This window comes from Pseudoalteromonas sp. Z1A2, assembly GCF_011378755.1.
GTDB classification, from domain to species: Bacteria; Pseudomonadota; Gammaproteobacteria; order Enterobacterales; family Alteromonadaceae; genus Pseudoalteromonas; species Pseudoalteromonas distincta.
The window spans coordinates 1-23,915 of record NZ_WTKX01000008.1; the positions used below are offsets into that span (position 1 = coordinate 1).

At 40.2% G+C, this 23,915-nt stretch carries 20 protein-coding genes; 5 read left to right on the forward strand and 15 right to left on the reverse strand.

What is annotated here, in order from left to right; genetic code table 11:
• Positions 1-502: 502 nt before the first annotated feature.
• Complete coding sequence (locus tag GQR47_RS07555) at positions 503-1,360, reverse strand: tetratricopeptide repeat protein (protein ID WP_024597192.1); 858 nt, start codon at positions 1,358-1,360, stop codon at positions 503-505.
• 111 nt (positions 1,361-1,471) lie between these two features.
• Between GQR47_RS07555 and GQR47_RS07560 the strand changes: the two genes are divergently transcribed.
• Positions 1,472-2,782, forward strand: coding sequence for an amidohydrolase (locus GQR47_RS07560; RefSeq protein ID WP_024597193.1), 1,311 nt, complete (start codon positions 1,472-1,474; stop codon positions 2,780-2,782).
• Between the two features lie 76 nt (positions 2,783-2,858).
• Here the strand turns inward: GQR47_RS07560 and GQR47_RS07565 are convergent, their stop codons facing one another.
• The 4 genes from GQR47_RS07565 to pomA form a co-directional block, all read right to left on the reverse strand.
• Entirely contained in the window at positions 2,859-4,799 is a 1,941-nt protein-coding gene (locus GQR47_RS07565) for a DNA topoisomerase III (protein ID WP_024603571.1), read from the reverse strand.
• 45 nt (positions 4,800-4,844) lie between these two features.
• The gene (locus GQR47_RS07570) at positions 4,845-5,351 is read right to left on the reverse strand and encodes a hypothetical protein (RefSeq protein WP_024597195.1); all 507 of its coding nucleotides are present in this window, start codon (positions 5,349-5,351) and stop codon (positions 4,845-4,847) included.
• 212 nt (positions 5,352-5,563) lie between these two features.
• Positions 5,564-6,484 (reverse strand): flagellar motor protein MotB, encoded by a 921-nt coding sequence (locus GQR47_RS07575; RefSeq protein WP_024597196.1) that lies wholly within the window; start codon positions 6,482-6,484, stop codon positions 5,564-5,566.
• 2 nt (positions 6,485-6,486) lie between these two features.
• Positions 6,487-7,254 (reverse strand): flagellar motor protein PomA, encoded by a 768-nt coding sequence (pomA, locus tag GQR47_RS07580; RefSeq protein ID WP_024597197.1) that lies wholly within the window; start codon positions 7,252-7,254, stop codon positions 6,487-6,489.
• Positions 7,255-7,575: 321 nt separating this feature from the next.
• Between pomA and GQR47_RS07585 the strand changes: the two genes are divergently transcribed.
• From GQR47_RS07585 to GQR47_RS07600, 4 genes are all read left to right on the forward strand, one after another.
• Positions 7,576-7,818 carry an exodeoxyribonuclease VII small subunit gene (locus GQR47_RS07585; protein WP_002961738.1) on the forward strand — a complete coding sequence of 81 codons (243 nt, stop codon included), beginning with the start codon at positions 7,576-7,578 and terminating at the stop codon, positions 7,816-7,818.
• 2 nt (positions 7,819-7,820) lie between these two features.
• Entirely contained in the window at positions 7,821-8,708 is an 888-nt protein-coding gene (gene ispA / locus GQR47_RS07590; protein ID WP_165723701.1) for a (2E,6E)-farnesyl diphosphate synthase, read from the forward strand.
• Between the two features lie 105 nt (positions 8,709-8,813).
• Positions 8,814-10,676: a 1-deoxy-D-xylulose-5-phosphate synthase gene (dxs, locus tag GQR47_RS07595; RefSeq protein WP_024603572.1), complete on the forward strand. Its 1,863-nt coding sequence runs from the start codon at positions 8,814-8,816 to the stop codon at positions 10,674-10,676.
• Positions 10,677-10,876: 200 nt separating this feature from the next.
• Positions 10,877-12,988 carry a hypothetical protein gene (locus GQR47_RS07600; RefSeq protein ID WP_154903652.1) on the forward strand — a complete coding sequence of 704 codons (2,112 nt, stop codon included), beginning with the start codon at positions 10,877-10,879 and terminating at the stop codon, positions 12,986-12,988.
• A 41-nt stretch (positions 12,989-13,029) separates the two neighbouring features.
• Here the strand turns inward: GQR47_RS07600 and GQR47_RS07605 are convergent, their stop codons facing one another.
• From GQR47_RS07605 to glyA, 10 genes are all read right to left on the reverse strand, one after another.
• A complete protein-coding gene (locus tag GQR47_RS07605) occupies positions 13,030-16,116 on the reverse strand; it encodes a ligand-binding sensor domain-containing diguanylate cyclase (RefSeq protein ID WP_002961745.1) in 3,087 nt (1,028 codons plus the stop codon).
• A gap of 37 nt (positions 16,117-16,153) precedes the next feature.
• Complete coding sequence (locus GQR47_RS07610) at positions 16,154-16,639, reverse strand: phosphatidylglycerophosphatase A (RefSeq protein WP_024596288.1); 486 nt, start codon at positions 16,637-16,639, stop codon at positions 16,154-16,156.
• Positions 16,636-17,610, reverse strand: a complete 975-nt coding sequence (gene thiL, locus GQR47_RS07615; protein ID WP_024596289.1) for a thiamine-phosphate kinase — start codon at positions 17,608-17,610, stop codon at positions 16,636-16,638. Before thiL ends, GQR47_RS07610 begins: the two co-directional genes overlap by 4 nt.
• Positions 17,611-17,656: 46 nt before the next feature.
• Positions 17,657-18,067: a transcription antitermination factor NusB gene (gene nusB / locus GQR47_RS07620; RefSeq protein ID WP_002961751.1), complete on the reverse strand. Its 411-nt coding sequence runs from the start codon at positions 18,065-18,067 to the stop codon at positions 17,657-17,659.
• A gap of 15 nt (positions 18,068-18,082) precedes the next feature.
• Positions 18,083-18,547, reverse strand: a complete 465-nt coding sequence (ribE, locus tag GQR47_RS07625) for a 6,7-dimethyl-8-ribityllumazine synthase (protein WP_002961753.1) — start codon at positions 18,545-18,547, stop codon at positions 18,083-18,085.
• 100 nt (positions 18,548-18,647) lie between these two features.
• Complete coding sequence (gene ribBA / locus GQR47_RS07630) at positions 18,648-19,760, reverse strand: bifunctional 3,4-dihydroxy-2-butanone-4-phosphate synthase/GTP cyclohydrolase II (protein WP_024596290.1); 1,113 nt, start codon at positions 19,758-19,760, stop codon at positions 18,648-18,650.
• A 29-nt stretch (positions 19,761-19,789) separates the two neighbouring features.
• Positions 19,790-20,443: a riboflavin synthase gene (locus tag GQR47_RS07635; RefSeq protein ID WP_024596291.1), complete on the reverse strand. Its 654-nt coding sequence runs from the start codon at positions 20,441-20,443 to the stop codon at positions 19,790-19,792.
• Between the two features lie 16 nt (positions 20,444-20,459).
• Positions 20,460-21,593, reverse strand: a complete 1,134-nt coding sequence (gene ribD / locus GQR47_RS07640; RefSeq protein ID WP_024596292.1) for a bifunctional diaminohydroxyphosphoribosylaminopyrimidine deaminase/5-amino-6-(5-phosphoribosylamino)uracil reductase RibD — start codon at positions 21,591-21,593, stop codon at positions 20,460-20,462.
• A 2-nt stretch (positions 21,594-21,595) separates the two neighbouring features.
• Complete coding sequence (gene nrdR / locus GQR47_RS07645) at positions 21,596-22,045, reverse strand: transcriptional regulator NrdR (protein WP_002961761.1); 450 nt, start codon at positions 22,043-22,045, stop codon at positions 21,596-21,598.
• Between the two features lie 368 nt (positions 22,046-22,413).
• Positions 22,414-23,670, reverse strand: coding sequence for a serine hydroxymethyltransferase (gene glyA / locus GQR47_RS07650; protein ID WP_002961763.1), 1,257 nt, complete (start codon positions 23,668-23,670; stop codon positions 22,414-22,416).
• Positions 23,671-23,915: the final 245 nt, after the last annotated feature.

Sequence of the window (23,915 nt, forward strand, 5' to 3'; positions counted from 1 at the left end):
TCTCAGTGGGGTCGCATTATAGGGAGCGGCGGATTTTACGCAAGCGTTATTTGCATAAAATAGTAATTAAAATTAAGCCCCAAGCAAGCACACACGATAAGCACAAGTTACTCACAAAACCCTGTTGATAACTCTTTTTTTACATAGCTAAACCATACTAAAGCTATTAATTAAAACCTTAAAAATGCAAAAAGCACCTTATGTAGGTGCTTCTCAAAAGTAATAGTTATTAGAATCTAGGGTCTGTTTATCTTTCAAGGTTAAATTTGCAGCAGCCTGTTTGGTATTCAGGCAAGGCAGAGCCTATATAGTGTGGTTACTCCCCATAAATAGGCGATAACGTAGCATTAATGCCAAACAGGCGCTGCCCAAAGGGTTCTTCCTAGGGGCTATTTACTCTTTGTTACTCGGTTTTTACTTAGCCCACTAGGTTACAAATCTCGCGCCGCGATTAAACACCCCCTAGTTTGAACAAATTTTAATCCGCAAAGAGCAACAGACCCTAGTATAAAATACTATATAACTTGCGACGATACTTAGCTGCGAGTGCGTCGCCATCAGGTAAAGAGGCAATAATGGCTAAAAAGCTTGGTTTTGCTTCGTTGAAGTTCAGATCTTTTTGTAGAACTGTAAACAGTACATCCAATGCTTCTTCTTTTCTGCCTGCTTCATTAAGTAAAATACTGAGCTCTTCTTTTAATTCTAAGTCATTTGGATACTTTTCTACTTGTTGTTGCTTTTCTTTAATCTCTGGTGAATCTTTTGCTTCAAGCGCGGCTTCGCATTTTGCTTTTATATTATTAAAGTAAGCATCTTGCTCTTGTGCATCTATTGTATTTATAAGCGCTTGCGCTTCATCTACCTTGTGAATTTGAATACATATGTCTGCTAGCACTAACTTGATACGTGCATTACCGCTGTCTATTTCATAAGCTTGCTTTGCATAATTAAATGCAGCATTTAAATCTGACTTTAATAACGCTTGCTTTGCTTGTTCTAACAGTAAGTCTTGTTGCGCAGGTAAATGCTTTGCTAGGGCTTCGCGTATTTGCGCTTCGCTTTGAACACCTGCAAGTAAATCTACTGGTGCGGAGTCTTTTAATAATACAAGCGTAGGCAGTGTTTGCAGACCAACTTGTTGCGCAAGTTGAGAAGCGAGTGCTTGTTCTGCATCGCAATCTAAGTTTGCCACTACTATATAGCTTGCATATTCTGCTGCTACTTTATCTAAAATTGCAGCCTGTCCAATGCAGTCAGGACTTTGAGGAGAGAAAAAGTTAAGCAACACCAATTTTTGTTGTGATGTTTCACCGAGTACTTGTTGAAGGTTTTGCGCATTAATACTAACTATGTTGCTCATTGAATTGATTGCCATATTCGTCTATTTAGGTTTTTATATGGTGGTGAACATAATAATTACAAGTCATATACCTAAATCACTCGGTATACATATTCAACAATAAGGGAAAATATGAAATTAACTTACCTAAGTGCAATACTTTTATTAGCAAGCCCATTAGTACAAGCAAATGGACTCGATTTGAATTTAAGCAAAGCCATGCCAGCTATTGAAAAGTTTTACCTCGACTTACACCAATCCCCAGAGCTTTCTTATCACGAACAAAAAACAGGTAAAAAGATAGCAGATAGATTAACTCAGCTGGGTTTTAAAGTAACAAGTAATGTAGGTGGCTTTGGAGTAGTTGGTATTTATAAAAATGGTGAGGGGCCGACAGTAATGATCCGCACTGATACTGATGGCTTACCTATTATTGAGCAAACAGGAAAATCCTATGCCTCAAAAGTCAAAGTAATAGACGAGCACGGTGCAAAAGTAGGTGTAATGCACGGCTGTGGCCACGATATCCACATGAGCTCTTTTATTGGAACTGCAGAGCAGTTAATTGCTCATAAAAAACAGTGGCAAGGTACATTAATGATGGTTGCACAGCCTGCAGAAGAAGTAGGTGGGGGTGCTAAAGCGATGTTAAGCGAAGGACTATTTAGTAAATATGCAAAACCTGATCATATAATTGCTTTACATGTAAGCGCTAGCGTCCCCGCTGGTAAGGTATCAATGAAAAATGAATACACGATGGCAAGTGTAGATTCTGTCGATATTACAATTAAAGGTAAAGGTGGTCATGGTGCTTACCCTCATACAACTATAGACCCAGTGGTTATAGCTGCACGCACTGTACTTGCTTTGCAAACAATCACAAGCCGAGAGCTTTCACCGCTTGAGCCTTCTGTGATTACAGTGGGGTCTATTCATGGTGGCTCAAAACATAATGTGATTTCGGATGAAGTAAAACTACAACTCACTCTTAGAAGCTATAACCCCGATGTAAGAAGCGCTCAAATAGCAGCAATAAAACGAATCACCGCAGGTATTGCACAAAGTGCTGGCTTAAATGAATCTAACTACCCTGTAATATATGTACATGAAGATGAATCGATTCCATCTACTTATAATAACCCTGCACAAACAGACATTGTTAGAAACTCTATTGCCAGCGCAATTGGCGATACTAATGTACTTGAAACACAAGCTGTAATGGCGGGTGAAGATTTTGGCCTATACGGGCGCACCGATGAAAATATCCCTATCACCCTCTTTTGGCTAGGAGGCGTAAACCAAGCACAATATGCAGATTCAATAAAAACAGGTGAGGTACTCCCTTCTCTACACTCTAGTAAATTTACACCAGATTATAAAGTTGCTATTCCTACTGGAATAAAAGCAATGAGTAACGCTGCTGTTGCTTTATTTAATAAGTAACCTGAATTCTGGATAATAAATCTATCTCAAACAGAGTTCAGGTTGAGTAATATCGTTTAATAAAAAAGCTCTGTTGCTAACTAGCAACAGAGCTTTTTTTATAACTCGACTTTTTAAAGGTCGCTTTTCCACCTCGTTTAGCAAAACGTTTTTTAGGTGAGGTTTTTGGTAACTTCGCAAATGCATTGCTATCGCAGTTTGCTGCTAATTGAACAAACCCATTTAGGTCAGCAAGTAAAGGCTGTAAAAATTGCTGATAACTCATTGCCTGCTGTGCAATATCACCTAAGCTCGACTCCCACTTTGCGGTTAAATCAGGACTCGCTAAACCTTGTGGTAATACGCTAATAAGAGCAAGTCCCGTTTCGGTCGCTCTAATTGACTTACCTTCACGTTTTAAAAAACGCCGCTTAAATAGCAACTCGATTATTCCCGCACGTGTTGCCTCCGTACCTAAACCATCAGTGTCTTTTAATACTTTTTTAATTTGTGGATCTTTAACATAACGGCTAATGCCCGTCATCGCAGCCAATAATGTAGCATCGGTAAAATAAGCTGGGGGTGATGTATGCTTTTCGACTACTTCGCCTTTATCACAAAAAAGAGGCATACCTTTTGTTAAAGGAGGTAGCGAGGCTTCATCTTTTAATTCAGATTTACCCATTAACACCTTAAAACCCAAGCTTACATCTTGCTTTGCATTTGCCTTAAAAAGCCCACCAGCAATAATTACCTCAGCTTTAGTTTCGTTATATATATAGTCGGGATAAAACTGAATTAAGTAATGACGGCTTATTAATTGATATACTTTTACTTCGTCACCGCTCAAACTCGCTGACTTTAACTGCTTAGCCGTAGGCACAATGGCATGATGGGCAGCTACTTTTGAATCGTTAAAACATTTACTACGCTTTTTCACATCTGCCCCGTTTACTAATTCACTGCTTTGCCCCCCATTTGCACTTATTGCCTTTAAAATAGCAGATGCTTCTTGATGGTGATCTTTAGGTAAATAACGATTATCTGAGCGTGGGTAAGTAATTAGTTTATGACGTTCGTAAAGTATTTGGCAAATATCCAATACTTTTTGAGCTGGCATACCAAATGCTTTAGCAGCATCTATTTGCAGAGCAGATAAATTATAAGGTAATGGAGCACTTTGCTTTTTTTGTTTTTGGTCGAGTAAAGTAAGCTCAGCACTTTGCTTTGTAATACGTGAAGCAACATTTTCTGCAAGAGCTTTGTTAAGTATTCGCCCTTCTTCATCTTGATGTGGCTCACATGCTTTGCTTGGAACCCACTTAGCTATGAATGGTTGATTATCTGGAGTAAGCAAATGCGCCAATACATCGTAAAAAGGCTTAGATACAAAGTTCGCTATTTCGTTATCTCTATTAACAACAAGACCTAAAATAGGGGTTTGCACTCGCCCTACCGAAAGCACATTACCAAACCCTGCTTTTTGCCCAGCTAGTGTGTATGCACGTGTTAAATTCATACCAAATAGCCAATCAGCACGAGAGCGCGCTAAAGCAGATACACTTAACGGAATAAAATCTCGATTAGAACGCATTGCGCCCAATGATTTCTTTACCGCCGATAAGTTTAAATCACTAATGAGTAAACGTTGCGTACTCTGCTTTTTAGCCTGACTTATTTTAGCTTCTTCTATTACTTGGTCGACCAGAAGCTGGCCTTCACGGTCTGGATCGCCAGCGTGAATAAGTTGCGAGGCTTGTTTAATTAATTTTTTTAAAACAGTGAGCTGTTTGCGAGTTTTGGTTTTGGCTTTTAACTTCCACTGCTCAGGTATTATAGGTAAGTGATCAAACTGCCACTTTTTAAAGCGCTCATCGTAATCATCGGGCTCTGCTTGTTCTAGTAAATGCCCTATACACCACGAGACACAATCTCCGTTAGCGACTTCTATATAGCCATCGTGTTTTTTATGTGGTTTTGGTAACGCATCAGCAATAGCGCGTCCTAGTGAAGGTTTTTCTGCAATGTAGAGTTTCATGGGAGTCGCTCACTCACTGTTCATATAAACAGTAGTTTAGCACAGCTATTTTGAAGGTGGGGAGTTTTCTATTTTTGACTTTACACTACCTTGCTTAGTGAAAAGGATAATTAAAGGTAAATAGCATACAACCACCGTGGCAATATTGATAAATGGCATTAGGGTCTGATAAATAACGGTACTGTAAGCTAAATCCCACAAATGGCGGTCAACTAATCGGAATAGTTGTAATATAGGTGCGCCAATAACAACTAGTTGCCCAATAACACATTGCCATAAATAAACTTTATCCTTTATACCCCAGTAAGCTATAAGTGCCATCCAAGTAATATCTGTGATCGCCCAAACTAAATAACGATAAATATAAATGTCATCAAACGCTCGTAGGCTTGAAGCAGTTAGGTTACCAAAGAGGAAAAAAGCTGCGGTAAGTAATACAAATCGAAAGGCTAGGCGATCTTTAAATACAAAAAATATAAAAATAGCCGGACTTAGCATTAAAACCCAGCTTTTGCTTAAAATACTAACAACATATAAAAACCATTCAGGCAAAATACTCTGCCCTATTTTGTTTTTTTATCGTCATCAGTACCATCACCATTACCCGGCATGTCGCAATATTTATTGATTATTTTCACAGGCACTCCATTACATATGTTAAGGAAATGTACTGTAAGCTAAAATGACGAAATTGCCAAGATACTTAAGGCAATTAAGTACCTTAAATAAAAACAAACATAGTGAAATATAACACAAGCAATAACTTAGCGCACATCAATAGGAGCAGACTCTTTAGCCTTACCTTGCAGGATTGATATTTCTACTCGACGGTTTCTTCGGCGATCTTCATTTGAATCGTTTGGAACAAGTGGACGAGTATCAGCTCGCCCCACTACCATCATGCGGTTTTTATCAAACCCTTGCACCGTTTGCAGCTCGCTTGCTACAGCTACAGCTCGCTTTGACGATAAGTCCCAATTATTAATATATAGCTCATTCGATACCTGAAAATCGTCGGTATGGCCAGATACAGTTATTTCGCCAGGTACATCTTTTAACAGTACACCAATATCTTGAATTATGGGTTTAAACTTAGGTTGTAAAAATGCACTACCCGAAGGAAATGAACCATTCTCTCTAATACGAATAATTATTTGCTGCCCTAAAGATTCAAGCTCAATTGCACCATCTATTATTTGCTTTTCAAGCTGCTGCGCGATTTTTTTAACGAGCTCGTTAGTTTGTTCCTGATCGGCCGCTGAAGTTGCTTGCTCTGACGATTGCTCTTGAGAAGTACTACGAGATTCGCCACCACGTTTGTCCCCGCGTTGTTCTTGCCTGCCACCAGCTGAGCTTTCATCTCCAGCCTGAAACTCTAACATTTGTTGAGTCATTTCTACTGTTTGTTGTTGAATAGTTTCTATTGGAGTGGGTTCTGGTTTGCCTGGGGTAAACTCCATAGCAATAACAGAGGTACCTTTAGGGATATCTTTTACTTCAATTTTATTCTGCACACCAAAAGCAAACTTCATAGAGCCCGCAATTTGTTTAAACTTAAGTACATCCATTTCTGAAAACGCAAGCAAGAGTACAAAAAAGCACATTAACAGTGACATTAAATCGGCAAATGTTCCCATCCATGCTGGTAGGCCTGGTGGTGGGCATTTGCACTCTTGATCAGACATAATTACTCCTCGGTATCTACTTTGCGTTTAGATTCAGCTAAGTAATTTTTCAAAATACCTTCGATTACTTTTGGATTTTGGCCATCTTGTATACCTAAAATAGCATCTAAAATTAAACGCTGATTCATAGCCTCTTCGTCTTTACGTAGTTCAAGTTTTACCTGAATAGGAATTGCCACAACATTGGCTAAAAACGCACCATATAAAGTTGTTAAAAGCGCTACCGCCATTGCCGGGCCAATTGCTTTTGGGTCATCCATGTTAGATAACATTGCAACTAAGCCAATTAGAGTACCAATCATTCCCATTGCTGGTGCAATATCGGCTAATGACTTAAATAAGCCTGCGCCCATTTCATGTCGAGTAGTGGTTAAAGAGATATCTTTTTGAAGTGTGGCGCGAACAACATCTGCGTCATGGCCATCAACAAGCATGTCGACGCCTTTGCGCATAAATGGATTTGGGATTTCAGCTTCTTCGAGTGCTAAAAACCCCCCTTTACGAGCTGAATCAGCAAGTTCTACTGCTTTTTCAATAAGCTCTTCTGGCGTTTCAATTTTAAACATAAACGCTTTAGCAACAACTTTACCTATACCCAAAAACTGCGACATGGTGAAATTTGATAAAACAATGAAAAGTGAACCACCAAATACAATTACACTAGAAGGAGCATCGGCAAACATAGCCATTTCACCGCTACTACTCATAAACATAGACATGACAATTAAGCCAATTGCGCCTAGGATCCCGATTATGGTTGCTAAATCCACATTTCCTCCAGAAGTTTCATGCTTAATGGCCTTATCATAAACTTTTATTATTAACTGCTTATCGGCAACATATTGAATTGCTTAAGCCATTTTTATAAATAAACATAAAAAGCAGCCTTTAGCACTATTTTAGATCAAGATATAAGGGCTACCTAATTATCAATTGATTTATTAAACTTACAGACCGCTATTAAGGCTTTATTAATACACTTGAAATATAATTTAACGTTATAAAGGTAAAAAACCAATATCATCCTTTGACCTAGTTTAGCATTCCCCCTAAAATTGACCCCTAAATTTATTATGTAAGCTGAAATAAAGATGGCGACTAAAAAACCTGAAAACTTAAGTTTCGAACAAGCACTAGAAGAATTATCTACAATCGTTAGTGACATGGAACAAGGTGACTTATCGCTTGAGCAATCGTTAAAGCAATTTGAGCGTGGAATTGCATTAGCAAGTGCTTCATCAGGTAAATTACAGCAAGCAGAACAAAAAGTATCAATTTTGATGGGGAATGGCGAAAAGTCAGTTCTTACGAATTTTGATAATGATATGGAATAGCTGTGAGCATAAATAATTATATCGAACGTGCTCAAAAAGATGTAGTAGCGACCTTACAACAGCATTTTAAACAGCCTCTCGATACTGAAGAAACAGTCAAGAACGCCACCCAGTATGGATTATTTAATGGCGGTAAAAGATTACGTCCATTTTTAGTTTATGCCACAGGTAAAATGCTCGGTGCAAACCAGCAAGACTTACATGTACTTGCAGCTGCAATTGAGTGTATCCATAGCTATTCGCTAGTTCATGATGATTTGCCCGCTATGGACGATGACGACTTACGCCGTGGCCGCCCTACTTGCCATATAGAATTTGGCGAGGCAAATGCAATTTTAGCCGGTGATGCCCTACAAACACTCGCCTTTGAGCTTATTGCGAATCACAAATTTACATGCTCGTCGCAAACACAAGTAAAAATGATTGCTACGCTTGCCAACGCATCAGGCCTTGAGGGCATGGTAGGCGGACAAGGTCTTGACATAGCAGCAACAGATAAAGTAATTACCGTACAAGAGCTTGAGCGAACACATAAGCTAAAAACCGGAGCTTTAATTAATTGTGCAATTACACTTGGTGCACTGTGCAGTGAAAAGGCAGATCAACAAACCTTAGAAAATTTAAGCATTTTTGGGTATGCTATAGGGCTGGCGTTTCAAGTACACGACGACATTTTAGATGTTGAAGGCGATACGGTTACTTTAGGTAAACCACAAGGCTCCGATATTGCCGCGAATAAAGCGACATATCCGGCGTTATTAGGTATGCTAGGCGCTAAAGAAAAGGCGCAAAATTTAATACAACAAGCCCATGAAGCGTTGGCAAATATAGATGCTGACACAACACTTCTTGCGTCGCTAGCAAATTACCTAATTGAGCGTGACCACTAATTTTTGCTCATACGTATTGCAATTAGCACTGACATTATTACTCAACATTAATTATTCGTAAAAGCTTTGAATGAATTAATGTTAGCGAAGGATATATATAAAACCATGACACTTGATAGTAGCAAGTATCCATTACTTAATTTGGTTGACGAGCCAGCCCAATTGCGTGACTTAGCGCAAGACAAACTCCCTGCATTTAGCAATGAGCTGCGCGATTATTTACTCAACTCAGTATCGCAAAGTAGCGGTCATCTAGCGTCTGGTTTAGGGACGGTTGAACTAACCGTTGCGCTACATTATGTTTATAACACTCCAGACGATCGCCTAGTTTGGGATGTGGGTCACCAAGCTTATCCACATAAAATCCTTACAGGTCGTCGCGACCAAATGCACACTATTCGCCAAAAAGACGGTTTGCACCCTTTTCCTTTTCGCGATGAAAGCCAATACGATACGTTTAGCGTAGGTCATTCAAGCACCTCTATTTCAGCTGCCTTAGGTATGTCTATTGCCGCCCAAAAAGAAGGCAAAGGTCGAAAATCTGTAGCCATTATTGGTGACGGAGCTATCACCGCAGGCATGGCATTTGAAGCGATGAATCATTTAGGCGATGTAAAATCAGACATGCTTATTATTTTAAATGATAACGAAATGTCGATTTCAGAAAATGTTGGCGCATTAACAAATCACTTTGCCCGAATTTTATCAGGTAGCTTTTATACTAACATTCGTGAAGGCAGTAAAAAGTTACTCTCAGGTGTGCCTCCGGTAAAGCAACTTGCCAGTAAAATGGAAGAGCACATTAAGGGCATGATGATCCCGGGGACCTTCTTTGAAGAATTAGGCCTAAATTACATAGGCCCAATTGATGGTCACGATGTAAACATGCTTGTAGATACATTGCGTAATATGCGTAATTTAAAAGGCCCACAGCTTTTACATATAAAAACGCAAAAAGGTAAGGGCTACAAACCGGCTGAAGCCGATCCTATTGGCTACCATGGTGTACCAAAATTCGATCCGAGCACAACTAGCCTGCCTAAATCTAAACCTAGCGCTGCTACTTTTTCAAAAGTTTTCGGCGATTGGTTATGCGACATGGCAAAGCAAGACAGCAAGTTAATGGCTATTACGCCAGCAATGCGCGAAGGCTCTGGCATGGTACGTTTTTCTAAAGAGTTTCCAGATCAATACTTTGATGTGGCCATTGCAGAGCAGCATGCTGTTACTTTAGCAGCTGGTTTTGCTTGTGAAGGTTTAAAACCTGTTGTTGCTATTTACTCGAGCTTTTTACAACGTGCGTATGACCAATTAATACATGATGTTGCACTGCAAAACTTACCTGTATTATTTGCCATTGACCGCGCTGGTATTGTTGGAGCCGATGGTGAAACTCACCAAGGTGCGTACGATTTAAGCTTTATGCGCTGTATTCCAAATATGGTAATTATGGCACCAAGCGACACCAACGAATGCCGCCAAATGCTATACACCGGTTATAAAGAAAACTGCCCTGTTGCAGTTCGTTACCCTCGAGGTAGCGCAGGTACTGCAGACATTGAAAGCACTATGCAACTGCTCGAAATAGGTAAGGCAGATACAATTAAGAAAGGCAGTAAAATTGCCATTTTATCGTTCGGTACATTACTTGAAAACGCCCAGCTTGCAGCTAACGAATTAGATGCAACGCTTGTTAATATGCGTTTTATTAAACCACTTGATACTGCACTTTTAAATGAGCTTGCTACTAGCCACGATACCTTTGTTACGCTTGAAGATAACGCGATTGCTGGCGGTGCCGGCTCTGCAGTTAATGAATACTTGGCAACGCAAAAAGCTGATATTAATATCCTTAACTTAGGTATTCCTGATGAGTTTATTAAACACGGCACGCAAGATGAAATGCACGATGAAATGGGATTAGGCGAGCAAGGAATATTAAACGCTATTAAGGCGTTTATCGCTTAAGCTATTTACTTAGTTTATTAAAAAGGAGCCTCAAGGCTCCTTTTTTTGTTTTTAATTTTAACTTTTTTGCATCCAGTTTCATTTTATAGCCGTTATTGATATGAGGTTAACATGTAAATAATCAGTGCCGCTTAGTCTATGCCTTATGAGCAAGCGCGTTATTTACCTACATTTGATGGAATATTTAAAAGGTAAAAATGATGAATAAAGCTAATTTAACAACTCATTCAACACAAAAAAACACACTTAAACACACGCTTAGTTTTTCAGCTTTAACACTTGCAGTATTAATCGGCATTACAGGCTGTAGCTCAGACGATGGTGAAAACGGCGTAGATGGTATTGCAGGCACCGATGGACAAAACGGTACCGACGGTACAAATGGCAACCCTGGTTTTGCATCAGCCACATTAATTTTGGCAAACAATGGCGAGAGCAATACAGGCACTATCGATTTAATTAACCAAAACGCCTCTAAACTAAAAACCTTTAATACAACAGCTAACGAAGGCGTTGCATTTGATAGCTTAGGTAATTTATTGCAAGCAAGCGACAGCGAAAATGGCAGTATTAAAACTATTTGCCAGCTTGCAAATCGTAGTGACGGCGCAACCTATACAGCTAATACAGATCGCGAAATAACAGGTACTAACACAACACTGGTAAACCCTAAAGGAATAGCTGTAGCACAAAAGAGTGGCCTTGTTTTTATTGCTGACTTTGGCGCTATGCAAGTAACGACTTTTGGCGCTACAGCCGCGGGCGATGCAGCGCCTTTAGGCACAACTATTACAGAAGCGGCGCCGTGGGATGTTGATTATGATGAATCTAACGACCGCCTTTATGTAGCACTAACAAATGGTGATGTAGCCGTTTATGATAATTTTGTTGGTGGTGAATTTGCCGCAATGCCAAGCCGCACAATTACTCCAAGTAATAATGATGGCACGCAAATATCTGTAAATATTCACGGCATTGTTTATGACTCAAATACTAATAAACTTGTTTTGTCTGATGTAGGCAGTGCCTCAGACGCAACCGATGGTTCGTTATTTGTAATTAATAATGCTTCAACTGCAGAGGGCTTAGTAAGCGTTGCACGAAGTATTGCCGGTCCAGCAACAATGCTTGGTAACCCAGTTGATATTAGCCTTGAAGGTAGTGACTTACGTGTAGCTGAAAAATCAAATGATGCTGTTCTTGTGTTCAGCAATATATTTTCAGGTGAGAGCGGCGATATCACTCCTGATTTAGTTACCTCAACAATTAAACCTGAGTCAATTACTAAACTGGGTATACAAAATGAGATGGCTGATATTTCAGATAGTGATACCGCTAATATGGCGCTGCTAGGTGTTGCTGTAAGTAGTAATCCGGGCACTGCAGGTGAAACAACTGGGCAAATTAGTCGATTAAGTTCACAACTTAACACAGAAATTGGCAACTATAATGCAAGTCAAACTATCGAAAGTGTAACTTTTGATAAAGCGGGTAATAGCTATACAACGTTCGATAACAGTACAACCTCAATTGGCGGTATTGTTATTTCAAATAAAGTGGCAATAAACAGAGATGGGCAAACTTATAATACGAACCAAGACAGCATTATTACTGGTTCGAATACAGGCCTTATATCTCCTAAAGGTCTTGATGTGGCTTCTGATAGCGGTATGATTTTAGTTGCAGAAAATAATGCAGATACTCCAAGCATTTCAATATTTTCAACTTGCACCACAGGGGATGCAAGCCCATTAATGACGCTTACGTTTGCAAACGATGCTCGCCCTTGGGATGTTGATTACGATGCAAACACTGATCGAGCTTTTGTAGCACTAACAAATGGAACCGTTGCTGTATTTGACGAAGTTAAAAGCAAACTAATGGCTGGTAGTACTAATATTGCAGTTGAGGATAGGCTTATAACGCCAGCAAATGCAGGTACAGCAGTAGCAGCACCAAGCAACATGCACGGCATCGACTACGACTCGCTAAGTGGCTCGCTAATACTCTCTGATGTTGGTAGCGCAGCAGTTGCTGACGATGGCAAAATATACGTATTGAATAACGTAGCAACTGCATCGGGCTTGGTAAACATAAGTACCACTATTAGCGGTCCAAATACCCTACTGGGTAACCCTGTTGATATTATGTATACCGGAACAGATTTATACGTAGCTGAGAAGTCAAATAATGTGGTTATGCGATTTAATAATATTTTAAGCAGTGCAGGCGGTGATATAAGCGCCGATACCAGTACGGCATTTACAGCCCCTGAGTCGATTGCAATATTACCAGCTTGGCTTAACAAATAGAGTTAACCTCACCATGCCTGACCAATAACCTTGGTCGGGCATTATCGCATCCACACTTTTATATCTGCCAAGCCATTACTTTGTAAAATACCTAATTGCTGATCAACATTAGAGTTTTGTTCAAACTCAAATGCATCGAGCTGATCATCAAACGTAATATTAGCCACACCATCACCACCGCGCTTTTTAACTTGATGCAGTGCTATATCTGCTAAGTTAATAGAGGTTTCCCAGCTAATTACCTGTCCGCCTAGTAAAGGTAATGGATAAAATGACCAACCAATTGATGCCGTGATATTAGTTGTTTTTCCATTTGGTAATTGGAACGAATTAGCCGCTATTACTTTACAAAGTTCTGAGGCATAGCTGTCTATTTTATTGCATTTAAAGTCACGTAATAATAATAAAAACTCATCACCACTCCAACGTGCCACATAGTCAGAGCCCTGCGTACGCGAATTTAACAATGCAGCCATTTGCTGTAAGCAGCTATCACCTGCAATTGGGCCATACGCATCGTTAATACGGCTGAAGTTATCAAAGTTAATAATTACCAGCACCAGTGACTTACCTTGTGCCTGCAGCGACTGTGAATTACGTTGAAAGTGCTCAATATCTTTAGGGAGTTGATCAAACAAAAAGCGGCGGCTACGTAGCCCTGTTAGCTCATCTGAGTGACTCACTAATTTAAGCTGTGAATTCACTTGGCCTAATTTATCATTAGCTTGGCGAAGCTCTAAGGTACGCTCAGTGATTAAGCCCTCTAATGCTTCTTGTTTTCTGCGTTCTTGTGCTCTAAACACCCAAAAAATGAGATAAAAAAGCAAAATAAAACCACTGGTAATTAAAAGCCTAAAGTAAATTGTTTCGTCAAAGCGCTCAGGCACTACAAAACCGTATTCTACATCTTGCGCTTTAGCCCAGTCTTCACCTTGGCGCTTAGCTTCTAATTGAAACAAAAACGAGCCAGGAGGCAAGTTAGTATAAATAGCTTCACGTCGCGTATTTGCATAGCGCCAGTCACTATCTAAGCCACTTAGTTTATATCTAAATTCAATGCTGTTTGGTGCATAGTAATCAATAGCTGTGTAAGTTAGCGTTATATCACGCTCGTCTGTTTCTAATGATGGTTTTTTACCAAGCGCAGCGGTAGTTAAATGACGAAGTGGCGTTGTTATTGTCTCTATTGTTGGCTTTAATGCAAGCACACCAAATAGCTCTACATTTTTAGGTATTTCAACAACACCTTGTAAGCTTGGGTACCAAATAGAATTTCCGGTGTCTGCTACCGCATCATGCCCAAGTCCACTACAACATTGATTCGCTTTACCATCAAGTTGACGGTCAAAAGATGAAATTACTTCTTCAACTTTTAAGCTTTTTATTTCTGTTTTAAATTGCTCTACAGGCATTCTGTAAACACCTTTCATGGTGCTTACCCAAACATGCTTTAACTTTTCATCATATTCTAGGCTAAATATAGAACCATACGGTAAACCATTAGCTGCATCGAGCTGACGCCATTGCCCTTGCGTACTTCTGTAAAAAAGCCCGTCGTTAAGAGAGCCGATTAAAATACCCACGCCATCTATATGTAGCACGCTAGTTACGTATGCGCTTTCAAGTGTTGTTTGGTCGCCAATTTTTTCAATGCCACGGTCTGTAAAGTAATATGCGCCCTTACTAGTACCAATCACACCAAAGTTTGTTTTATCTAATACGTAGGTAATAAACTTACTACCTAAAAAAGCGTTATAGGCAAAAGGCGTTAAACCAGCATAATTTAATCGATATAAACCGCGTCCGGTACCAATCCAAAAGCCGCCTTTACTAGAGCGACTTATTGCAAATACCGGATTATCGCGAAGTGCTCGACCTGGGACGGTGTAAAGTGTCTTGTTTTCAAAAACAAATAAGCCGCGCCCTGTGGCTATATATAATCGCTCACCATCAAATTGTAGATCGTGTACTGATGCGTATCCATATTTACTACTTGGGACTAAATTAATAAAACTTTTATCTAAATCGAAATAACCAATGCCGCTTTTATTCGCAACCCACAGTTTACCATCGGGTGCTTGGCTAATAGCCATAACAGATTCGGTCATGTTTGAAACTGCTGAATGCCTTTCGACTCGTCCTTCATGAGCAAGCCACAAGCCTTCACTAAAGCTTGCTAACCAAACGTTATTTTTATCATCTCTAAAAATATCAGCAAACCATATACTTTGATCGAGTTGGCTAGGCTCTACCCATTGCCACTCACCGGTTTTATCTCTGAATAATAAGCGTCCATAGGTCGAAACCCACAAGCCACCATCGGTATCACTCATAAACTTATAAACGGCTGAGTTATTTGCATTAGGTAGAGGAAAAGGTCTTAGCTCGTCATCTAAATCTAAAAAGTATGCACCTAGCTCAGAAGCTATATACAAATTACCATTTAAAAATGATAAATCGTGCACTATGGTTTGCGCTAAGCGCTCTGGTAAAGATATTTTTGCGGTAAGCTCTAAACGTAGTTTAGAAAAATCTGATGAGTTTTTTGTAAGGCGTAATAAATGACGATCGTTAACCAGCCAAATGCCTTCAGGAGAGAGTGCCATTTGGCTAACAGAGCCAACTATTTGTGTGATCACAGTAGCATTAACAATAGGTAGAGGACCATTTACTTCAGTGCGTAAATCAACTTGCCCTCTATCTACATAGTATAAGCCGTTGGCCGCAATCCATATGCTACCTTTAGAGTCCTCAAGAATATCCCTTACTGGACCTTTAATATTAAATTCTTGTGCTGCAAATGTGGCTGGGTTAATAACTACCAAGCCACTTTTAGTGCCTACCCATAGCAAACCACTAGAATCGACTAAAAGCTTATTAACACCATTACTAGGCAAGAATGGACTATTTTGCGTGTTATAATTTGTAAATGTTGTACCATCAAAACGGCTTAAACCAAATTGCGTACCAAGCCACATATAGCCTTGCTGATCTTGCACAACACTTTTAAGTGATTGCGACGGTAGGCCATCTTTTATATTCCATTGCTTAACTACGTAATCAGTAATTGAAGCCCAACTTGGCGTCGCGCACAACATAAGTACACAAACCAGTAAAAATCGCATCATATTGCTGCCACCTAGTTAAACAAATCAAATATAAAAATTAAAAGGGCAGTAAACCCACTTTTATTAACGCTTGTAAACATATAAGCGAAAAAATACCCGCAAGTATATCGTCGGCCATTATACCTAAACCGCCATGTACTCGTTTGTCTAGCATACGGATTGGGCCGGGTTTTGCTATATCAAAAAAGCGAAATAACAAAAAACCTACGAGTAATGTTTGCCAGCTAAGTGCTGCGCCAATCATAGTGATGTAATAACCCGCCACTTCATCCCATACAATAGCAGGATGATCGTGCACGCCTAAATCATCAGCCGTTTTACCGCACGCCCATATACCAAATATACTGATCACAACGGCAAATACAATTTGCAGCCATAACGGATAATACATGGTCATAAAAATGAATGGCAAGGCAGCAAACGTACCAAATGTACCGGGCGCTTTAGGGGCAAGCCCAGTCCCAAAGCCCAGACCAAAAAACTGATGTGGACGCTTTAAATTAAACTTGCGGTTATTGTTCAAACCAGCTCCTTTGCAAAGTGCTCAAAACCCTGCGGTTCAAAATCAAACTTTTCACCGTTGTGTAAAAGCTCAATTTGGCCATCGCCACTTTTAACTTGGCCAATGCATGTTGCATCTACACCATACTGGCGTAGCTTTATTTCTAACATACTTTTATTGCTATCAGGGACCGTAAAAATTAATTCGTAATCATCACCGTAACTGAGAATAAATGGCAGCTGCTGATTAAAATCAAGGCTTGCTTGCATCGCATCTGAAGTTGGAATACTTTCAATATTCACCACTGCACTTACTTGTGACATATCGAGTATATGACTTAAATCAGCGATTAAGCCGTCCGACACATCGATAGCCGATGATGCAAGGCCTCGTAATACCTGCCCTGCAGCAACACGTGGGGTTGGAAAGTCAAAGCGTTTATTTACGTACTTTAAATGCTCTGGCTCAATACTTATACCTTGTTTGCGAGACTCAATTGCAAGTCCAGCGTCACCTAGCGGACCCGTAACATAAATCCAATCACCCACTTTTGCGCCACTACGACGAAGTGCAGTACCTTCGGGTACAGTCCCTTTCGCACAAATAGTGATGGTTAGTGGGCCCTGAGTTGTATCGCCTCCTATAATCTGCACATTAAAATATTCAGCAATTTCATGCATGCCATCAGTAAACTCTTCAATCCACTGTGGGTCAATACTTGGCAAAGTTAACGCAACTGAAACCCAAGTCGGCTCAGCGCCCATGGCCGCTAAATCACTTAAATTAACAGCAAGCGCTCTGTGACCTAATGCACGAGGGGAAATATCATCAAAAAAGTGTACGCCAGCAACAAGAGTGTCTGTTGTAACGGCAAGTTGGCAGTTTTGTGGAACGGTTACTAAAGCGCAATCATCCCCTATACCTAGGTTTACATCACGACGGGTGATACCGCGACCTTTAAAGTAGCGGTTAATTAATTCAAATTCCTTCATACACAAAAAAGCCGGCCTATGCCGGCTCCCCTCTTTAACGGTTTACTTACTTGCGTAAATGCTTAACAGCTTTATCAAGTACACCGTTTACAAATTTATGGCTGTCTTCAGCGCCAAAAATTTTGGCCAGCTCAATACCTTCGTTAATAGCAACTTTATAAGGTACGTCTTCACGGAACTTAAGCTCATAGCTGCTTAAACGTAAAATTGCACGCTCAACCATATCTAAGTCATCAAACGGACGTGTTAAATGTGGTGATACAGCTTCGTCTAGTTGCTTGTAATTTACAGCAACACCCGTCGCTAGATCTTTAAAGTATTCAACATCAATTTTAGTAACGTCTGTTTCGATCAACATTTGTTGTTCGATATCGGCAATTAAATTGCCACTTATTTGCCAAGAATAAACGGCTTGGAGTGCTAAGATACGTGCTTTACGTCTTGCTGCTGGTTTCACAAAAATTCCTTAAACTTAAATTTTATCTAACACATTAACCATTTCAAGCGCGCCTAAAGCAGCTTCGCCGCCTTTATTGCCCATTTTGGTGCCAGCACGCTCAATTGCTTGTTCAATGCTTTCTGTGGTTAATACGCCAAATGCAACCGGGATATCATACTCAAGTGATACTTGCGCAAGACCTTTGTTTGATTCGCCAGCAACTAGGTCAAAGTGTGGTGTACCACCTCTGATCACTACGCCTAATGCGATGATTGCATCATACTCTTTTTTTGCCGCAACGCGTTTAGCCGCTAAAGGTAATTCTACCGCGCCTGGCACATAAATAACGGTAATGTCGTCATCTGATACGCCACCTGTGCGTTTTAGCTCATCAACAGCACCTGCAAGGAGGCTGCTACCAATAAAGTCATTAAAACGAGAAATGACAATGGCAAATTTTTTGCCTGGAGCGTACTTATTACCTTCAATAATTTTCATTTGATAACCCTAAAAATAAGTTCAAGCGGTTGCGATTGCGCAAAAATTGCTGCGCATCATACCATAAAAATAAAATAATAGCCTAGTTTAAGCGTGATGCTTATTGTGGCTCAACGTAATCAACAACTTCTAAATGAAAGCCCGAAAGTGCATGGTACTTTTTAGGGCGACTCATTAATCGCATTTGTTTAATTCCAAGATCGGCAAGTATTTGCGAACCTACGCCAACAGTACGAGATGTACCTTTGAATTTACGTGGCGTAACGCTTTCGCCAGCATCAGCTGCTGCAAATGCTTTCACAGTTGCCTCTAACTCTTCAGTGCTTTCTTGCTTACCTAAAATAACTAAAGCACCTTCATTTTTAGCGATATAAGCCATTGCTTCTGAAAGGCCCCAGCTACGGTCAGCACTTCTGTCTGAAAGTAGAATATCATTAAAGGTACTTTGCAAATGTACACGCACATTTGTCGGCTCTTGATCTTTTATATCGCCTTTGAGTAATACGTAATGTAATTGGCCGTCAATTGTGTCTTTGTAAGTAACTAAATCAAATTCACCATGAACAGTTGGTAACTTACATTTTGCTACTTGCTCAATTGTTGTTTCGTTTAAGTTGCGGTATTCGATTAAATCAGCAATGGTGCCAATTTTAATATCGTGCTCTTTCGCAAAAACTTCTAAATCAGGGCGACGTGCCATAGTGCCGTCAGCATTAAGTATTTCAACAATAACAGATGATGCTTCAAGCCCAGCTAAACGCGCTAAATCACAGCCCGCTTCAGTGTGTCCTGCGCGAGTTAATACGCCACCAGGTTGCGCCATAATAGGAAAAATATGTCCAGGCTGAACAATATCACTTGGGACTGCGCCTTTAGCTATAGCCGCTTGCACTGTACGTGCTCTGTCTGCTGCTGAAATACCGGTTGTAACACCTTTTGATGCTTCTATCGACATTGTAAAGTTAGTAGAAAATGCTGCACCATTGTTTTTAACCATTAACGGTAAATCAAGTTGCTCGCAACGCTCTTGCGTCATGGTTAAACAAATTAAACCACGGCCATGGGTAGCCATGAAATTAATCGCTTCTGCGCTAATATGCTCAGCTGCTATTATTAAATCGCCTTCATTTTCTCTATCTTCATCATCCATTAAAATAACCATTTTACCGGCTTTAATATTGTCGATGATTTCTTGCGCGCTGTGTAAATTCATAAATTTGCTCGTGTAAGTTGTCAGTTTCGTTATTTAATAAAACCCGCTTTAGCGAGTAAGCTCATCGAAATATCAGAGCCCGTTGGTTGCTCTGCACCCTTTATAAGGCGCTCTAAATAACGTGCAATTTGATCGACTTCTAAATTAACTTGGGTACCTACTTTAAAATGAGCAATTGTGGTTTGCTCACTCGTGTGTGGGACAATTGTTAATTTGAATTTATTACCCTCTACAGCGTTTACTGTCAGGCTTATACCATCAATACATACCGAACCTTTGTAAGGAATGTATTTCATTAAATTTTCGTCAGTTGTAAGCCAATATTCTGTTGCTCTGGCGTTTGCTGTAATACTTGTAATTGTTGCGATACCATCAACATGGCCAGACACTAAATGACCGCCTAAACGAGAAACAGGTTGCATGGCTTTTTCAAGATTCACCGTTTGTCCTAAAGCATAGTGAGCAAAACCGGTCAAACTAATCGTCTCATTAGATAAATCCGCACTAAAACCATCAATATGTTTATCAACTACAGTTAAGCAAACACCATTAGTTGCAATGCTGTCACCTAACTTTACGTCTGTCATATCAAGATCAGTACTTTGGATACGAATGGCTAAGTCGCCTTGTTTTTTTTGTAATAAAGCAATTTTGCCTGTGGCTTCTATTATCCCAGTAAACATAGCACTACTCTTTTTATTAAGTGATTTTAATGAGTTTTGACGCGGTGATACGTAAATCGTCACCAATGCGCGCACATTCATTAAATGTTAAATCAACGGTGTTCTGCATACTCGTCAATTCAGGAAAATTAACTAAACTTTTTGCATCATGGCCCATTAGTTTAGGCGCTAAATAAAAAACAAACTCGTCAACTAAATTAAGCTCTGTCATTTTACCAGCAAGTGTTGCGCCAGCTTCAAGCCAAACATTATTAAACTGCAGTTGCCCAAGTTTTTCTAAAACGGCTTGTAAATCAACTTTACCGTTACTTTCACTAACTTCAATATGCTTTACAAAATGCGGCCATTGCAATGATTTATCAACCTTAGTCGTAAATATTATTACATCACTTTGGATTTCAAATAAAGCAAGGTCAGGTGTTAAACGGTTTTGAGAGTCAATTATAACACGCACGGGCTGGCGAAGCGGCAAATCAGTAGGCAGTGTGCAAGGCAGCTCACTTAGTCGCACATTAAGTTTAGCATCGTCTACTAGCACTGTATCGGCACCGGTTAAAATAGCGCAGCTTTTCGCTCGGTATAATTGTACGTCTTGTCGAGCAGCAGGACTTGTGATCCACTTACTTTGCCCATTTTTAAGCGCCGTTTTACCATCAATACTCGCTGCCATTTTGCAAATCACATAAGGTAAGCCTTGTTCCATACGCTTAAAAAAGCCAACGTTAAGTGCGCGAGCTTGTGATTCGAGTAACCCGTAAGCAACGTCAATACCCGCGTCGCTCAGTATTTTAAGGCCTTTGCCAGCAACTTGTGGATTTGTATCAACCATAGCAGCAATTACTTTTACCACACCGGCAGCTTTTAAGCCTTCGGCGCACGGTGGCGTACGGCCATAATGACTACACGGTTCAAGCGTTACATAAGCCGTTGCACCTTGTGCATTTTTTCCAGCGACAGCCAGTGCATTTACTTCTGCATGGCCTTGACCTGCTAATTGATGAAAACCCTCACCAATTATTTGATTATTTTTAACTAAAACACAGCCAACATTAGGGTTAGGTGTGGTAGTAAACCGGCCTTTTTTGGCAAGTTCTATGGCGCGTGCCATATACATTTCATCATGTTCAGTAAAAGGAACTTGGCTTTGCATTGTTACTCCCCTAAGCGGGCAATTTCTTCGCCAAATTCGCGTATATCTTCAAACGAGCGATAAACAGAGGCAAATCTTACATACGCTACTTTATCGAGCTTTTTGAGGGCTTCCATAATGCATTCACCAACCAAATGGCTTGAAATTTCTCGCTCGCCTGTAGCACGCAACTGCGATTTTATTATATTCACTACTTCGTCTACTTGCTCTGTGCTCACTGGGCGTTTTTCGAGTGCGCGATTTAAGCCATTTAATAATTTATCTTCGTTAAATGGTTCGCGGCTGCCGTCTTGTTTAATAACACGAGGCATAACCAGTTCAGCGCCTTCAAATGTAGTAAAGCGCTCATGGCAGTCGTTGCACTCACGGCGCCTGCGAACTTGATGGCCTCCACCAACAAGGCGTGAGTCAATAACTTTAGTATCTTTTGCGGTACAAAATGGACAATGCATAGCTCGGTACTTCCGTTTTAAAACAAAAAAGACCGCTAAATAGCGGTCTTTTATCTTAGCAAAAAAATAGGGCCTGTTGACCTTTCAGGATTAAATTTGTTCTATCTATGGGTGATTTAATCGCGGCGCGAGGTTTGTAACCTAGTGGGCTAAGTAAAAACCGAGCAACAAAGAGTAAATCGCCCCTAGGACGAACCCGAGGGCAGTGCATGTTTGGCATTTATGCTGCGTTATCGCCTATTTGTGTGGAGTAACCACACTACATAGACTCTGCCTTGCCTAAAAACCAAACATACTACTGCAAATTAAACCTCGAAAGATAAACAGGCCCCTAGCCTATGTGATCTAAATTACTGCTGCTTATGCAATTAAGCGTAAACAGGTAATTTTGCACAAATTGCTTTTACTTTTTCTTTAACTTGCGCCTGTACAGATTCATCAGTGATGTTATCTAGTACGTCACAAATCCAGCCAGCAAGCTCTTTTGATTCTTCTTCTTTGAAACCACGACGAGTGATTGCAGGAGAACCAATACGCAAACCAGATGTTACAAACGGAGAACGTGGATCGTTTGGCACTGAGTTTTTGTTAACTGTGATGTTAGCGTTACCAAGGGCTGCATCTGCATCTTTACCAGTAATATCTTTATCGATTAAATCGAGTAGGAATAAGTGGTTTTCAGTTTTGTCAGATACGATTTTGTAGCCGCGCTCTTGCATTACAGCAACCATTGCTTTTGCGTTTTTAACAACTTGTGTTTGGTATACTTTAAATTCTGGTTGAAGCGCTTCTTTAAATGCCACTGCTTTTGCTGCAATAACATGACATAAAGGACCACCTTGGCCACCAGGGAAAACTGCGCTGTTAAGCTTTTTATAGATTGCTTCATCGCCACATGCAGAGATAATTAAACCACCACGAGGACCAGCAAGTGTTTTATGCGTAGTTGTAGTTACAACATGTGCATGAGGAACTGGGCTTGGGTAAACGCCTGCCGCAATTAAACCTGCAACGTGAGCCATATCAACAAACAGGTAAGCACCTACTTTGTCAGCAATTTCACGGAATTTAGCCCAATCAACAATACCTGAGTACGCTGAGAAACCACCAATAATCATTTTTGGTTTATGCTCAAGTGCTAGTGCTTCAACCTGTGCGTAATCAATTTCGCCCGTTGTTTCATCTAGTCCGTATTGAATTGCATTGTAAAGCTTACCAGAGAAGCTTACGTGTGATCCGTGAGTTAAGTGACCACCATGAGCTAAGCTCATACCAAGTACAGTGTCGCCTGCTTCTAATAGCGCTAGAAAAACAGCAGCATTAGCTTGCGAACCAGCATGTGGTTGTACGTTTGCGTAGTCAGAACCAAATAACTCGTTAGCACGGTCAATTGCTAATTGCTCAACAACATCAACGTGCTCACAACCGCCATAATAACGTTTGCCAGGGTAACCTTCTGCGTATTTATTTGTAAGCTGTGAACCCTGCGCTTCTAGTACGCGTGGGCTACAGTAGTTTTCTGAAGCGATTAGTTCAATGTGCTCTTCTTGGCGAGCAGTTTCTTTGTTTATCGCGTCAAATAACTCTGGATCAAAATCCGAAATATTCATGCTACGTTCTAACATTGGGGTCTCCTAGGGCAACGTGTATGGTGTTTTTTAGAGGCTTTATTGTACGCTTTAAACGACTCTTTGCCTACGCTCTTAAGTTGAGGATATTTAAACAGGGATTGAAACTATTTCACAGACTTTTTAAGATGATATTTTCTTATAAAACCATAACGATTTTAAATGAATGCTATTTCCTACATTTAATTAGTAAATGCAACTCACTAGATTTAAAAGCCTATAGTTATAAAAAAAGGCGGCTT

Coding starts and splice junctions, on each gene's coding strand:
- GQR47_RS07555 (WP_024597192.1), bottom strand. CDS start 1,360: ATGAGCAACATAGTTAGTATTAATGCGCAAAACCTTCAACAAGTACTC.
- GQR47_RS07560 (WP_024597193.1), top strand. CDS start 1,472: ATGAAATTAACTTACCTAAGTGCAATACTTTTATTAGCAAGCCCATTA.
- GQR47_RS07565 (WP_024603571.1), bottom strand. CDS start 4,799: ATGAAACTCTACATTGCAGAAAAACCTTCACTAGGACGCGCTATTGCT.
- GQR47_RS07575 (WP_024597196.1), bottom strand. CDS start 6,484: ATGTCTGATCAAGAGTGCAAATGCCCACCACCAGGCCTACCAGCATGG.
- GQR47_RS07585 (WP_002961738.1), top strand. CDS start 7,576: ATGGCGACTAAAAAACCTGAAAACTTAAGTTTCGAACAAGCACTAGAA.
- dxs (WP_024603572.1), top strand. CDS start 8,814: ATGACACTTGATAGTAGCAAGTATCCATTACTTAATTTGGTTGACGAG.
- GQR47_RS07600 (WP_154903652.1), top strand. CDS start 10,877: ATGAATAAAGCTAATTTAACAACTCATTCAACACAAAAAAACACACTT.
- GQR47_RS07605 (WP_002961745.1), bottom strand. CDS start 16,116: ATGATGCGATTTTTACTGGTTTGTGTACTTATGTTGTGCGCGACGCCA.
- thiL (WP_024596289.1), bottom strand. CDS start 17,610: ATGAAGGAATTTGAATTAATTAACCGCTACTTTAAAGGTCGCGGTATC.
- ribE (WP_002961753.1), bottom strand. CDS start 18,547: ATGAAAATTATTGAAGGTAATAAGTACGCTCCAGGCAAAAAATTTGCC.
- ribBA (WP_024596290.1), bottom strand. CDS start 19,760: ATGAATTTACACAGCGCGCAAGAAATCATCGACAATATTAAAGCCGGT.
- GQR47_RS07635 (WP_024596291.1), bottom strand. CDS start 20,443: ATGTTTACTGGGATAATAGAAGCCACAGGCAAAATTGCTTTATTACAA.
- ribD (WP_024596292.1), bottom strand. CDS start 21,593: ATGCAAAGCCAAGTTCCTTTTACTGAACATGATGAAATGTATATGGCA.
- nrdR (WP_002961761.1), bottom strand. CDS start 22,045: ATGCATTGTCCATTTTGTACCGCAAAAGATACTAAAGTTATTGACTCA.
- glyA (WP_002961763.1), bottom strand. CDS start 23,670: ATGTTAGAACGTAGCATGAATATTTCGGATTTTGATCCAGAGTTATTT.